The sequence below is a fragment of the Bacillus halotolerans genome, from assembly GCF_001517105.1.
GTDB lineage: Bacteria > Bacillota > Bacilli > Bacillales > Bacillaceae > Bacillus > Bacillus halotolerans.
Window position 1 is genome coordinate 46,314 of sequence record NZ_LPVF01000010.1, and the last position, 16,160, is coordinate 62,473.

At 45.7% G+C, this 16,160-nt stretch carries 1 protein-coding gene; it reads left to right on the forward strand.

Annotated elements, in window-relative coordinates; genetic code table 11:
• Positions 1-21: 21 nt before the first annotated feature.
• Entirely contained in the window at positions 22-16,110 is a 16,089-nt protein-coding gene (locus AU387_RS10960; protein ID WP_059335679.1) for a non-ribosomal peptide synthetase, read from the forward strand.
• Positions 16,111-16,160: the final 50 nt, after the last annotated feature.

The following is a 16,160-nucleotide window of genomic DNA, read 5'->3' on the forward strand; positions in this document are numbered from 1 at the left end:
TATACAAAATGAGGTGCTCCAATGTCGGTTTTTAAAACTCAAGAAATGTACTGGGATAACTTATTTGATGAAGATGACGGCCTAAGCGCATTCCCTTACTTTAAAGCGGCGGACAACACGTCATTGTCCCGTACCGGCTATCAGGAAAAATGCATCTGCCGTTCCTTATCTCCGGAAGTATCTCAAAGAATAATGACAATGGCTAATCATTCTGACATGGCTGCCTATTTGATTTTATTGGCAGGTATTGAATGCTTGTTGTATAAATATACGGATCGAACGAGCCTGATTCTTGGCATTCCAACGATATCGAAGCAAAAAAGCAGCCAGTCAGCTGTTAACACCATTGTCCTCTTGAAAAACAGGCTTACAAGCCAGAGCACGTTTAAAACCGTATTCGAGCAATTAAAAGAAGCCGTTCATGATTCGCTGAAAAATCAAAACCTGCCGTTCCGAAAAATGGTTCAGCATCTAAATGTGCAATACAATGACGAGCGTATGCCGTTGATTCATACCGTCGTTTCGCTTAACGAAATTCATTCCTTGCAATTTAAAGAAGATGTTGCGACCGATACGCTATTTCACTTCGATTTGGAGAACGATGGAATTCAATTGAAGCTTTTTTATAACGGCAATCTGTACGACGAGGGCTATATGGATCAAATTGCAGCCCATTTAGATCAGCTGCTTTCTATAATCTTGTTTCAGCCTCAGGCTGCGATCCATACGGCAGAGGTCGTACCCGAAACAGAAAAACAGAAACTATTGTTCGATTTTAATGACACCGGCGCAGATTACTCCGGGAGCAGAACCGTCTATCAATTATTTGAAGAACAAGCACAAAGAACGCCTGAGCATGCAGCCGTCAAGTTCAAAAACAGCCATCTGACCTACAGAGAATTGAATGAAAAGGCCAGCCGTTTGGCAAGAACATTGCGTAACTGCGGCGTTCAAGCTGATACGTTGGTCGCCATTCTGGCTGATCGTTCATTAGAAATGATCGTGTCTATTATTGCCATTTGGAAGGCGGGGGGCGCTTATGTGCCCCTGGACCCTGAATATCCAAAAGAGCGGCTTCAATATCTGCTTCATGATGCGAATGCAGACGTTCTCCTTGTTCAGCGTCATTTCAAAAACAGCCTCACCTTTGACGGACCAACAATCGATCTGAATGATGAATCATCTTATCATACGGACTGCTCATTGTTATCACCCGTAGCGGAACACAACCATTTAGCCTATGTCATTTATACCTCAGGCACAACAGGATTGCCGAAAGGGGTCATGGTTGAACACGGCGGCATTGTGAACTCGCTTCAGTGGAAGAAGGCGTTTTTCAAGCATTCTGCCAAGGATCGCGTGCTTGTCTTATATCCCTATGTTTTTGATGCATTCATTTTAAATTTCTTCAGCCCTCTTATATCAGGTGCAACCTTGCACCTTTTGCCAAATGAAGAGAACAAAGACCTTTTCGCCATTCAAAACACGATGAAACAAGAGAGAATTACACATTTTTCAACTTCTCCCCGTCTTCTGAAAACGATGATCGAACAAATGAACGCAGAGGACTTTATTCATGTTCAGCATGTTGTTGTAGGCGGCGAGCAGCTGGAAATAGATACAGTTGAGAAGCTATATTCTCTGCAGCCTCACATTCAAATCAATAATGAATACGGACCGACCGAAAATAGTGTGGTATCTACATTTCACCCTGTTCAGTCCGCAGATGAACAGATCACAATCGGCAAACCGGTGGCCAACCACCAAGCCTATATTTTAGGAGCGCACCTTCAAATCCAGCCGATCGGCGTACCGGGAGAACTGTATGTCGGAGGAGCGGGAGTGGCCCGCGGCTACCTCAATCAGCCTGTATTGACGGAAGAAAAGTTTGTTCAGCATGTGCATCTCCCTGGTCAAAAGATGTATAAAACGGGTGACCTTGCCAGGTGGCTGCCAGATGGAAGAATCGAATATTTAGGGCGAATCGATCATCAAGTGAAAATTCGCGGCTACCGTATCGAGATCGGCGAGGTAGAGGCCGCCATATTCAATCTTGAAAAAGTTCGTGAAGCTGCTGTCGTTGCGCGGGAAGACGAAGACGGAGCCAAGCAATTGTATGCCTATTATGTCGGTGAGCCTTCTTTGACCGCTGCGCAGTTCAGAGACGATTTGTCCCGTAAACTGCCGGATTATATGATTCCCTCCTATTTTATCCATTTGGAACACATACCGCTCACTTCCAATGGAAAAATTGATTTGAAAGCTTTGCCTGCTGCCGAAGAAAAAACACGGATGGATAACGAATACATAGCCCCGCGAAACCCAACAGAAGAACTGCTGGCGTCTATCTGGCAAGAAGTATTAGGGGCTGAGCGTATAGGGATTCTCGATAATTTCTTTGATTTTGGAGGAGATTCGATTAAATCAATTCAGGTGTCTTCGAGATTATATCAAGCCGGATACAAGGTTGATATGAAGCATTTGTTTAAATACCCTGCGATTGCTGACCTAAGTCAATTTGTAGCGCCGGTTGGCAGGAAGGCTGATCAAGAGGAAGTGAACGGCCGGACAAATCTGACCCCGATTCAGCATTGGTTTTTTGAACAAAAAATGCCGAATGCACACCATTACAATCAGGCCGTCATGTTATATTCGGCGGAAGGCTTTAAAGAGGAGCCGCTTCGCCGGACGATGGAACGTGTCGCATCTCATCACGATGCCTTGAGAATGATTTTTGAAGAAACGCCGAATGGATACGCTCCGCGAATTACAGGGACAGATGAAAGTGAATTATACCATCTGGACGTGATGAATTATAAAGGGGAAACCGATCCGGCTCAAGCGATTGCCGATAAAGCGAATGAGATTCAAAGCAGCATGGTATTAGACCAGGGGCCTTTGATGAAGCTTGGTTTGTTCCAATGTCCGGACGGAGATCATTTGCTGATTGCGATTCATCACTTGGTGATTGATGGGGTATCCTGGCGCATTTTACTTGAGGATTTTGCAAGCGGTTATGAGCAGGCAGAGCACGGGCAAACAATCCAGCTCCCGCAAAAAACAGATTCATTTCCATTCTGGGCGGATCAATTGTCCAAGTATGCAGCGGAAACCGACATAGAACAGGAGATCGCTTATTGGGCTGACCTTACAAGCATAAAGCCGCAGTCATTGCCAAAGGACAACATAAGCGAAGGTTCGTTATTAAGAGACAGCGAAGAAGTAAAGATTCAATGGACAAAAGAGGAAACAGAGCAATTATTAAAACATGCGAATCGCGCCTATAACACGGAAATCAATGATCTGCTGCTGACTTCATTAGGACTCGCCGTTCACAGGTGGACTGGCATAGAAGACATTGTCGTGAATGTGGAAGGCCACGGGAGAGAGCCAATTATTCCGGATGCGGATATCTCCCGCACGATTGGATGGTTTACAAGCCAATACCCTGTCGTACTGAAGATGGAAGCCGGCAAAGACCTGTCGCAGCGAATTAAGAGCGTGAAAGAAGGGCTGCGCCGTATCCCTGATAAAGGGATGAATTACAGCATCGTCAAATATGTATCCGGGCGCCCGGAAGCCGTAAGCCTGCAGCTGAATCCGGAAATATCGTTTAATTACTTGGGACAATTTGACCAAGATCTGAAGCATCAAGCTTTCCGCATATCACCTTTTTCCACAGGGTTATCGATGAATGAAAACCAAGAGAGAACAGCCGTGCTAGATTTGAATGGCATGATTGCAGAAGGGAAATTATCGCTGACGCTGAGCTACAGCAACAAACAATACGAAAGATCGACTATGGCGAAATTTGCACGGAGTTTGAAAGAAAGTCTGCAGGAAGTCATTGCGCATTGCATAAGCCGGCAGCAGACTACCCTGACGCCAAGTGACATCCTGTTAAAGGATATCACAATAGACGAACTGGAACAGCTTTTGGAGCAGACGAGTGAATTGGGCGAAACGGAAAACATTTATCCATTAACACCGATGCAGAAAGGTATGCTGTTTCACAGCTTGTTTGACCCGAGTTCTGGTGCTTATTTTCAGCAAACGATGTTTGATCTGCATGGAGACCTGAATATTGCTTCATTTTCGAAAAGCTTGGATGGCTTATCGAAAAAATATGATATTTTCCGCACGAATTTTTACAGAGGCTGGAAGGATCAGCCTCTGCAAATCATATTCAAAACGAAAAAAATCGGTTTTGAATTCATTGACTTACGCGAAATGAAGGAATCACATAAAGAAGAGATGATTCAGGAATATGCCAGAAGAGATAAGTTACAGGGGTTTGACTTAGAAAGAGGCGCGTTAATGCGGTTACTCATTCTTCGTGCGGATGACGCGACATACCGTTTTATATGGAGTTTTCACCATATTTTGATGGACGGCTGGTGCCTGCCGCTGATTACAAAAGAAATATTCGAGCATTACTTTGCCTTGCTTCAGCAAAAGCAGCCTGAACAATCGTCGATTACTCCGTACAGTCAATACATTGAATGGCTCGGCCGGCAAGATGCAGAAGAGGCCATGCGTTATTGGGATCAGTATTTGGAGGGATATGAAGAGCAAACCATCCTCCCTAAGGATCACCATGCGGCGGAAGATGAGCGATACATTCCGGAGAAAGTGACATGTGAAATAAGCACCGACCTCACTTTGAAAATGAAGCAGACGGCCGGCAAACACCATGTCACGCTGAACACGCTGCTGCAGACGGCATGGGCGGTTTTGCTGCAGAAATATAACCGAAGCCGAGATGTTGTTTTTGGAAGTGTTGTATCCGGAAGACCGGCTGGAATTCCAAACGTGGAAACCATGATTGGCTTATTCATTAACACCATTCCCGTCCGGATCCGATGTGAAGCCGGGACAACGTTTACCGAACTTATGAAAGAAGCGCAGGAAAAAGCAGTAGCGTCTCAAAAATTTGAGACGTACCCGCTATACGATATTCAAGCACGTACAACGCAAAAGCAAGATTTAATTACACATTTAATGATATTCGAAAATTATCCTGTTGATCAGTATATGGAAAGCATAGGCCGGCAAAACGGATCATCCATCACAATTTCCAACGTGCAAATGGAAGAACAGACCAACTATGATTTTCATTTGACCGTTGTACCGGGCGAAGCGATGAACATCTATTTTGAATACAATGCCAGTGTGTATGATCGCTCAAGTATAGAGCGGATTCGGGAACATTTCATGCAAATCTTGCATCAAGTCATGACAGATGCGGATATCCAAGTGGAGCAAGTGGAATTGTTAACGGAAAACGAAAAAAGAACCCTTCTTCATACTCTTAACGACACGGCTGCACCATTTCCGCAGACGCCGGTTTATCAATTATTTGAAAAACAATCGCAGCGTACGCCCGATCAAGCGGCCGTCATCGATAAGGACAGGGAGCTCACGTACGGAGAGCTCAATAAGCGGGCAAACCAACTGGCGCGAACGTTAAGAGCGAAGGGCGTGCAGGCGGATCATCCTGTGGCTGTCATCAGCAGAAACAGTATCGAATCAGTAGTCGGGATCCTTGCCGTTTTAAAATCAGGTGGAGCCTACGTCCCTATAGATCCGGAATATCCGCAAGACCGCATCCGGTATATGCTGGATGACTCTCAAGCCGGAATCGTTTTGATGCAGCGAGATGTCAGGGAACAGCTTGCCTATGAAGGCGTCACGGTTTTACTGGATGATGAAAGCTCGTATCACCAAAATGACTCTGACCTTGCACCGATAAGTGATGCTAGCCATTTGGCATATGTCATTTATACGTCAGGTTCCACAGGCCGGCCAAAAGGCGTATTAATCGAGCACCGAGGTTTGACCAATTATATTTGGTGGGCGAAAGAGGTTTATGTAAAAGGCGAGAAAACCAACTTCTCGTTGTATTCGTCAATCTCTTTTGATCTAACGGTGACTTCTATTTTCACACCGCTTGTCACAGGCAATACGATCATCGTCTATGACGGAGAGGACAAAACAGCACTGCTTGCATCGATTGTGCAGGACCCGAGGGTGGATATCATTAAATTGACGCCGGCCCATTTACAGGTTTTGAAAGAAATGAATATCGCCCATAAAACGGCTGTCCGAAGAATGATTGTGGGCGGGGAGAATCTAAGCACCCGGTTAGCCCAAAGTATTCATAAACAGTTTGAAGGCCGAATTGAAATATGCAATGAGTACGGACCGACGGAAACCGTTGTCGGCTGCATGATTTACCGTTACGATGCCGTGAAGGACAGGCGGGAATCGGTACCGATTGGAACGGCTGCAGCAAACATGAGCATTTATGTGCTGGATGAGAATATGAAACCCGCGCCGGTCGGTGTTCCAGGAGAAATCTATATCAGCGGTGCCGGTGTGGCAAGAGGATATTTGAACCGGCCGGAATTGACGGCAGAGAAATTTGTCGATGACCCGTTTGAACCCGGAGCCAAGATGTATAAGACCGGAGATTTGGCGAAGTGGCTGGCTGACGGAAACATTGAATATGCGGGCAGAATGGATGAACAAGTGAAAATCAGAGGCTACCGTATCGAATTAGGCGAGATCGAGGCGGCACTGCATCAAGAAGAAGCGATTAAGGAAGCTGTTGTTACAGCTAGAGAAGATATCCACGGGTTTAAACAATTGTGTGCATATTACGTGAGCGGCGGGCAAATAACGGTTTCCCGGCTCCGGAAACAATTGTCTCATACTCTGGCAAGTTATATGGTTCCGGCCTATTTTATCGAGCTGGATGAAATGCCTTTAACCTCCAACGGAAAAATAAACAGAAAAGGGCTGCCGGCTCCGGATTTCGGGCTGCAGGACAGAGCAGAGTATAAGGCTCCCCGAACAAAAGTGGAAGAAATATTAGTTTCCGCCTGGGAAGCTGTATTAGGTGCGGAGAACGTCAGTATTCTGGATAATTTCTTTGACCTTGGCGGAGATTCTATTAAATCAATCCAAGTGTCATCAAGATTAAAACAGAGCGGATACAAAATGGAAATCAAAGACTTGTTTCAATATGCAACGATTGCCGATTTGAGTCCGCATATCAAGCAGAATCTGCGTATAGCCGATCAGGGTGAAGTCAAAGGAAAAGTCAGCCTGACTCCTATTCAGCATTGGTTCTTTGATCACATAACAATAGAACCGCATTATTATAATCAAGCCGTCATGCTGTATGCACCGGAAGGTTTTCGGGAAACGCCGCTTCGTCAAACCCTGCAAAAGCTTGCAGAACATCATGATGCGCTCCGCATGACGTTCCAGCAGACGGAAAAGGGGTACGAGGCACAGATTGCAGAGATTGCTCAAAGCGGGCTGTACCACCTTGAAGTCCTGAATCTGAAAGCAGAATCCGACCCGGGGCAGACAATTGAAGCCAAGGCTAATGAGATACAAGGCTGTATGCGTTTATGTGACGGGCCGTTAATGAAGGCCGGATTGTTTCAATGTGCAGATGGAGATCACTTGCTGATTGCCATCCATCATTTGATTGTAGACGGGGTTTCATGGCGCATTTTATTGGATGATATGGCTAATGGCTACAAACAAGCTGAGAACGGGCAAGTGATTCAACTGCCGCAAAAAACAGACTCTTTCCAATTATGGGCCAAGAGGCTTTCAGAATATGCGCAAAGTGAAACCATAAAACAAGAACAGGAATATTGGACAGAGATCGAACAAACCGATGTGAAACCGCTGCCTAAGGATTTTCATGAAACACATACGACCTCAAAGGACAGTCAAACAGAAACCGTGGAATGGACTATAGAAGAAACGGAGCTGTTATTAAAACAAGCGAATCGCGCTTATAACACTCAAATAAACGATTTGCTTTTAACTTCTCTGGGTCTTTCCATATCGCATTGGTCAGGACTTGAACAGATTCCGATACATTTAGAGGGACACGGAAGAGAACAGACGATTCAAGATATGGATATCTCCCGTACGGTTGGATGGTTCACAAGTCTGTATCCGGTTGTGCTTCACGCGCAGCCAGGCAAAGAAATCTCTGATTATATCAAGATGACCAAAGAAGGACTGCGCCAAATTCCGCATAAAGGGATCGGATATGGAATAGCAAGATACTTAAGCGGGTCAATGCCATCAAAACTGAATCCGGAGATTAGTTTTAACTACCTGGGGCAGTTTGACCAAGATTTGCAGCAGCATGCGATTCAATTATCCTCCTACTCCTGCGGTTCAGACTCAAGCGGGAATCAAGCCAGACCGTATGTATTGAATATAAACGGAATGATAACAGAGGGCCGGATGAGGATTGCGATCAGTTATAGCAGCAAACAGTACGCAAGAGAAACGATCAAGCGGCTATCGGAAACGATTCAAAGCTGCCTGCGGACAATCATTACGCATTGCGTTCATAAAGAACAATCGGAACTGACACCAAGCGATATTTTGTTAAAAGGCATGACCATTGATGAATTGGACCAGCTCCTCATTCAACTGCCGTATTCAGGTGAGATCGAAAACGTGTATCCGCTCACTCCGATGCAGAAAGGAATGCTCTTCCACAGCTTGCTGGATGAGGCCACAAGATCTTATTTTGAACAAGCATCATTCGATTTGCAGGGAGAGTTAAAGATTGATTGGTTTAAAGCAAGCTTGGAACGATTATTTGAAAAATACGCCGTGCTCAGAACCCGTTTTTACAGCGGCTGGAACGATACTCCTTTACAAATTGTCTATAAAACGCAAAAACCGCAAATTCATTTTGCAGATTTGCGTGACATAGAGGAGCATCTGCGTGAGGATGCAATCGCAGCCTATGAAAGAGAAGACAAGGCAAAAGGATTTGACTTAGCTCGGGATTCGCTGATGCGCATAGCGATTATCCGTATGGAAGACAGCAAATATCATTTGATTTGGAGCTTCCATCATATTGTTATGGACGGCTGGTGCCTGTCTCTTATCACGAAGGAAGTGTTTGAGCATTATAGCGCCTTGCAAGAAGGCAGGGAAACAGAACCACCATCTGCAGCTCCTTACAGCGACTATATCGAGTGGCTTGACCTCCAAGATCAGGGAGCGGCCAAACGGTACTGGAGCGAGTATCTTGAAGGGTATAAAGGTGAAACCAGGCTTCTTCATAAACGACCTCAGCATGAACAAAAAGCATATGCTTATGCCAATGTGATCTGCGAATTAGACCAAGAACAGACAAAACGGTTGCAGCAGATCGCAAATCAGCATCAAGTGACATTAAATTCGTTGATCCAAACATTGTGGGGGGTTTTATTACAGAAATACAGCGGGTCCGGGGACGTTGTATTTGGCAGTGTCGTGTCGGGAAGGCCTGCGGAAATTCCTGGTGTAGAACAGATGATCGGCCTGTTCATCAATACCATTCCGGTTCGCATCCGCTGTGATGAGGACAGCTCTTTTGCTGATACGATGCAAATGGTTCAACAAAACGCACTGGCTTCCCAAGCATACGATACCTATCCTTTATACGAAATTCAGGCCCAGACGGAACTGAAGCAAAACCTGATTGACCATATCATGATCTTTGAAAACTATCCGATAGGGCAGCAGGTTGAAGAGGCAAGCCGTTATGATACGGAACTGAACGTCATGAATTTTCATATGCAGGAACACTCCCATTATGATTTGAATGTGGTTGTCATTCCTGGCAGACAGCTGGCCGTTCATTTCGGTTTTAATGAAAATGAATATGAAAAATCACAAGTGGAGCAGATCTGCGGACATTTTGAACAGCTCATGCAGCAAGTATTGAAGCAGCCATCTGTCAAATTAGACGAATTGGAGCTTTTGACTCAACGAGAAAAAGAAGACCTGCTCAGCCATTTTCAGTCTGTCGGCAAGAAATATCAGCGCGAACAAACGATTCATGAGTGGTTCGAGGAACAAGCGCATCGTACGCCGGCCCATACGGCGGTTGTATTCGAGGGTAACCAATTAAGCTACGGGGAACTGAATCGGCGGGCCAATCAGCTTGCGCGAACCTTGCAGGCAAAGGGAGTACAGTCCGATCAGCTTGTCGGCATTATGACTGAACGATCGCTGGAGATGATTGTAGGCATCTTGGGAGTTTTAAAAGCGGGCGGTGCATATTTGCCGATAGATCCTGATTCTCCGCCTGAACGCATTCGCTATATTTTTAGTGATTCAGGCATCAGTGTATTGCTTTATCGCGGAAAGCTGCAGGATAATATCTGCTTCTCGGGAACATGTATCGATCTCATGGAGGAACATGCCTATCACGAAAAAGACAGCGGCCTTGCGCTCTCTTATCAGTCGAGTCAACTGGCCTATGCCATTTATACTTCCGGCACGACAGGCAAGCCTAAAGGCACGTTAATTGAACATCGCCAGGTCATTCACTTGATTGAAGGACTGAGCAGCCAAGTTTACTCTGCCTATGATGCGGAGCTGAATGTTGCCATGCTTGCGCCATATTATTTTGATGCTTCTGTTCAGCAGATGTATGCTTCCTTGCTGTTAGGTCATACCTTGTTTATTGTTCCCAAGGATGTCGTGTCAGACGGCGCAGCATTATGCCGTTACTATCGGCAGCATTGCATTGATATAACTGACGGAACACCTGCTCACTTAAAACTTTTAATAGCTGCAGGTGATTTGCAGGGAGTCCCGCTTCAGCATCTGTTAATCGGAGGAGAGGCGCTTTCCAAAACGACGGTAAATAAGTTCGTGCAAGTATTCGGCAATCCTGGGGATGCGCCTGCGATCTCCAATGTATATGGGCCTACAGAAACTTGCGTAGACGCGTCCCTGTTCAACATAGAATTTTCTGCCGAGGCTTGGGCACGCAGTCAAATTCATGTTCCGATAGGCAAGCCGTTAGGCAGCAACCGCATGTACATTTTGGATTCGAAAAAACGGCTGCAGCCGGCTGGCGTTCAAGGCGAGCTGTATATTGCAGGGGACGGTGTCGGAAGGGGTTACTTGAACCTGCCGGAACTAACGGATGAAAAATTTTCTGCCGATCCGTTTGTCTCGACGGACCGAATGTATAGAACAAGTGATCTGGCCCGCCTTATGCCGGATGGAAATATTGAATTTATCGGCCGGATTGATCATCAGGTGAAAATTCACGGTTTTCGGATCGAACTCGGTGAAATCGAATCGGTAATGTTGAACATCCCCGATATTCAAGAAGCCGCCGCAATTGCCCTTAAAGATGCGGATGGAGATTATTTCCTATGCGGATACTATACTGCGGATAATCCAATACAGATCAGTGAACTTCGCGAAAGTATGGCACGGCATTTACCGGGATATATGATACCGGCTCATTTTGTGCAGCTGGATAAGATGCCGCTGACGCCAAACGGGAAGTTGAACCGTCAGTTATTACCGGCTCCGGTCAAAAATCGGGATAAAGGCATAGAATACGTGCTGTCGCAGACTCCTGCAGAAATCCAGCTGACGGCAATTTGGCAGGATGTTCTCGGGTTAGAGCAGGTCGGGATTCGAGATCACTTTTTTGATATCGGCGGCCACTCCCTGCGGGCAACCGCGCTTATTGCAAAAATACAAAAACAAATGCATGTCCAAATTCCTTTGCGGGACGTATTCCGTTTCCCAACCATTGAACAGCTCGCGCGGGAAATCACGACGATGGAGCAAACCGGGTATGCCGGGATTCCTGCAATTGAGAAAAGACCATATTATCCTGTATCTTCGGCGCAAAAACGATTGTACATTCTCAATCATCTGGAAGGCGGAGAACTCAGTTACAACATGCTGGGTCTGATGGCTGTCGAGGGCAAGCTTGATCGTGATAAGCTGCAGCAAGCCTTCCTCACAATGATTCAACGTCATGAATCTTTGCGCACCGGTTTTAAAATGGCCGGCGGAGAACCTGTTCAGTATGTCTTGGATCACGCAGAGTTTGAAGCAGAGTGGTATCAGGCAGAAGAAAATGATGCAGACCTTTATATCCGCCAATTTATTCGTCCATTTGATCTGGAGAAGCCGCCGCTGCTTCGTGTGGGACTGATTGAACTTCAACCTGACCGCGGAATTCTGCTGTTTGATATGCATCACATTATTTCTGACGGAACATCTTTGAGCGTATTGATTAAAGAATTTATTCGGATTTATGAAGGAGAGACATTACCGCCCCTGCGCATCCAGTACAAGGACTACGCAGTATGGCAGACCGGACAAGCGCGTTTAAAACAGATCCAAAACCAAGAAGCCTATTGGTTAGAGCTGTACAGCGGCGACGTTCCTGTCCTTCATATGCCTACCGATTATAAACGGCCGTCGGCACGGGATTTTGCGGGAGCCACGATGCATTTCACGCTTGATAAGCAAAAAAGCGAAGGGTTAAAGCAGCTCGCATCCCAAACAGAATCCACTTTATATATGGTGCTCCTTGCGTCTTATACCTTATTGCTTTCAAAATACAGCGGACAGGAAGACATTATTGTCGGCAGCCCAATAGCGGGGAGACCGCATGCGGATTTGGAACCCATTATCGGAATGTTTGTAAATACACTGGCGATGAGAAATCACCCTGAAAAAGGGAAGACATTCACTCAGTATCTGGCCGAGGTGAAGGAGAATGCTTTGAAAGCTTACGAGCATCAAGATTACCCTTTTGAAGCGCTGGTTGATCAACTGGATATTGCCAGAGATTTGAGCCGCAATCCGCTGTTTGACACCATGTTTGTGCTTCAAAACACGGAGCAGGAACAGTTAGAGATAAATGACGTAACTTTCAAACCATACCCAAGTGAACATACGATGGCTAAATTTGATTTAACCTTAACGGCTGTGGAAGAAGAGTCGGGTATTCATTTCACGATGGAATACTTGACGGCTCTGTTTAAACCGGAAACGATCGAACGTATGATGGGACATTTTGTGCAGCTGATTGATTCGGTTATCAAACAGCCTGAGGCCGAGCTGGCTCATTTGGATATGATGACCCAAGAAGAGAACAGTGAAATCCAGAAACTCTTTAACGATACTGCAACTGCAGAAAAACGTAATCCGGCAGCGATTCATCAACTTTTTGAGCAGCAGGCTGCGCTTAACCCGGATCATGAAGCCGTCATATTTGGAAATCAAACTCTGACTTATCGTCAGCTGAATGAACGTTCCAATCAGCTGGCGCGCATCCTACAAGATAAGGGTGTTGGCACAGATCAGGTGGTTGCCGTTCTCACGGATCGCTCAGCAAATATGATCATCGGCATTTTAGCCATATTAAAGGCGGGCGGAGCATTTCTTCCTATCGATCCGGAACTTCCTGATGAACGGCGGGCTTTTTTGATAAAAGACAGCGGCGCCAGTGTGCTTTTGACTAGTGCAGGTCACGTAATTCCGCCGCTCTTTAAAGGGGAAGTGCTTCTGCTTGATGATCCGTTACTATATCAAGGCGGGACAGACAATCTTAATCTTTCCTATTCGGAAAATGATTTAATGTACGTCATTTACACGTCAGGCACAACAGGGAAACCAAAAGGAGTTCAGCTAGAGCATAAAACGATGACGAATCTGCTCGCTTATGAGCAGGGGCATACGCGGCTGCGCTTTGACAGAGTGCTGCAATTTGCCGCAATGAGCTTTGATGTCTGCTATCAAGAAATGTTTTCGGCGCTTTCAAGCGGAGGAACACTCTGTATCATCAGCAATGAGGCGAAACGGGAAATACGTCAGCTCAATGAATTTGTCAAAATGCATAGGATACAAACAGCATTTCTTCCGACCGCTTTCCTTAAGCTCCTTGCCTCGGAGAAACACCATTTCGAACCGTTTGCCGAGTGCGTGGATCACATCATCGCTGCGGGAGAACAGCTCATCGTAACAAGTATGCTGCGTGACATGCTGGCACGCCACCATGTCACATTGCATAATCATTACGGCCCATCGGAGACACATGTCGTGACCATGTATACCGTTGATCCGGAAACAGAACAGGAGCTTCAGCCAATCGGCAAACCGATTTCAAATACGGAGATTTTCATTTTGAATGAAGCAGGAACGCTTCAGCCTGTCGGAATTGTCGGTGAACTTTGTATTTCAGGGGTCAGCTTAGCACGTGGTTATCATAACAGAGAGCTTTTGACGCTCGAAACATTTGTTCCGCATCCATATGATCCGAATCAACGGATGTATAAAACCGGTGATCTGGCCCGTTACCTTCCTGACGGGAACATTGAATATGCTGGTAGGATGGACCATCAAGTCAAAATTCGCGGTTACCGGATTGAACTCGGTGAGCCGGAAGCCGCTCTTCTAGAGCATGTCCAAGAAGCAGTTGTTCTGGCCAGAGAAAATGAAGACGGGCAAAGCGATTTGTATGCCTACTTTACAGCGGAGCAATCACTCTCGATCAGTCAGCTAAAAGAAAACCTTGCTGAACAAATACCGGGATATATGATCCCTTCATACTTCATCCAACTGGAGAAACTGCCGTTAACCTCCAATGGAAAAGTAAATCGAAGAGCGTTACCGATGCCTGAAGCAGGTTTGCAAACCGGGATCGACTACGTTGCTCCGCGGACGAGTATGGAAAAGCAGCTGATAGGCATCTGGCGTGACATTTTGAAGATAAAAGAAATAGGAGTGAAAGATAACTTTTTCGATTTGGGCGGCCACTCGTTACGGGGGATGACGCTCATCGCCAAAATTCATCAGCAATTCAGCAAAAACATTTCATTAAGAGAAGTATTCCAATGTCCGACAGTTGAAGAAATGGCACAGGCTATTGCAAAAGCGAAAGACATCAGGCCAGATTACATTCCGGCTGCCAAAGAAAAAGATGTCTATGCTGTATCCTCCGTGCAGAAAATGGTTTACCTGTCGACACAAATTGAAGGAGGCGAACTCAGCTATAATATGCCGGGAGTCCTCACATTAGAGGGAAAAATCGACATAGATCGCTTACAAACCGCATTTCAAAAACTGATTTATCGTCATGAATCACTACGTACCGGTTTTGAAATGATCCGCGGAGAACCAGTGCAGGTGATCAAACCGCAAGTGGAGTTTTCTATGGAAAGGTACAAGGCGGCACCTGACGAGGTTGAAGAACTTTTCCGCGCCTTCGTGCGGCCATTCGATCTCAGCCAGGCTCCATTACTTCGGGCCGGACTCATTGAGTTAGAACAAGACAGGCATGTTTTCATGTTTGACATGCACCACATCATTACGGACGGCGCGTCCATGAATATTTTCGTAGAAGAACTGATTCAATTGTATGACGGCAAAGATTTAGCTCCGCTCCGTATTCAGTACAAAGACTTTACTGAATGGAAACATCAAAAAGAACAGAGAGAACGAATCAAGAGGCAGGAAGAGTATTGGCTGGGTGTATTTCATGAAGAGCTGCCGTCATTCGAGCTGCCGAAAGATTTTGCGAGACCGCCGGTTAGAAGTTTCGATGGGAAGCGGCATAATTTTGTGCTCGATAAGACTGTCATCCAAGGTGTAAAACAGCTGGAAGACTTGACCGGCTCGACCGCTTATATGATTTTGTTCTCGGCCTATTCCATACTGCTGGCTAAATACAGCGGACAGGATGATATCGTCATCGGCACACCTATTGCGGGAAGAATGCATGAAGATTTGCAACATCTCATCGGCATGTTTGTCAATACATTAGCCATCCGTACCGCTCCGATGGCGGAAAAGACATTTATGGATTATATAACGGAAACGAAAGAAACAATGCTGAAGGCTTATGAAAATCAAGAGTATCCTTTTGAAGAACTAGTAGAAAAACTGGGTGTGAAACGGGACTTAAGCCGAAATCCATTGTTCGATACGATGTTTGTCCTGCAAAATACGGAACAAACGGATATTGAAGTGGACTCTCTCGCGGTCAAGTCTTATGAACAAACGAATACAACAGCTAAATTTGATTTACAGCTGAACTTTGTAATGGACCAAGATGAGATACAAGGCAGCTTTGACTACTGCACGAAGCTATTTAAAAAGAAAACCATTGCTGTAATGGCCAAGGATTACGTCATGATCCTCTCGGCGATTTTACGAAACCCATCCATTCCTTTAAAAGAAATTCAATTAAGCGAAAAAGTAAACAAAAGGAAACACCTCGCAAGCACAATCGAATTGGATTTCTAATCATGGCCGGCAGCGGCTGTCCCGGCACAAATGCCGCGGATGCCGCCAGC

What these genes read in the sequence shown, in the direction of transcription:
- AU387_RS10960 (WP_059335679.1), top strand. Translation starts at nt 22, where the DNA reads ATGTCGGTTTTTAAAACTCAAGAAATGTACTGGGATAACTTATTTGAT.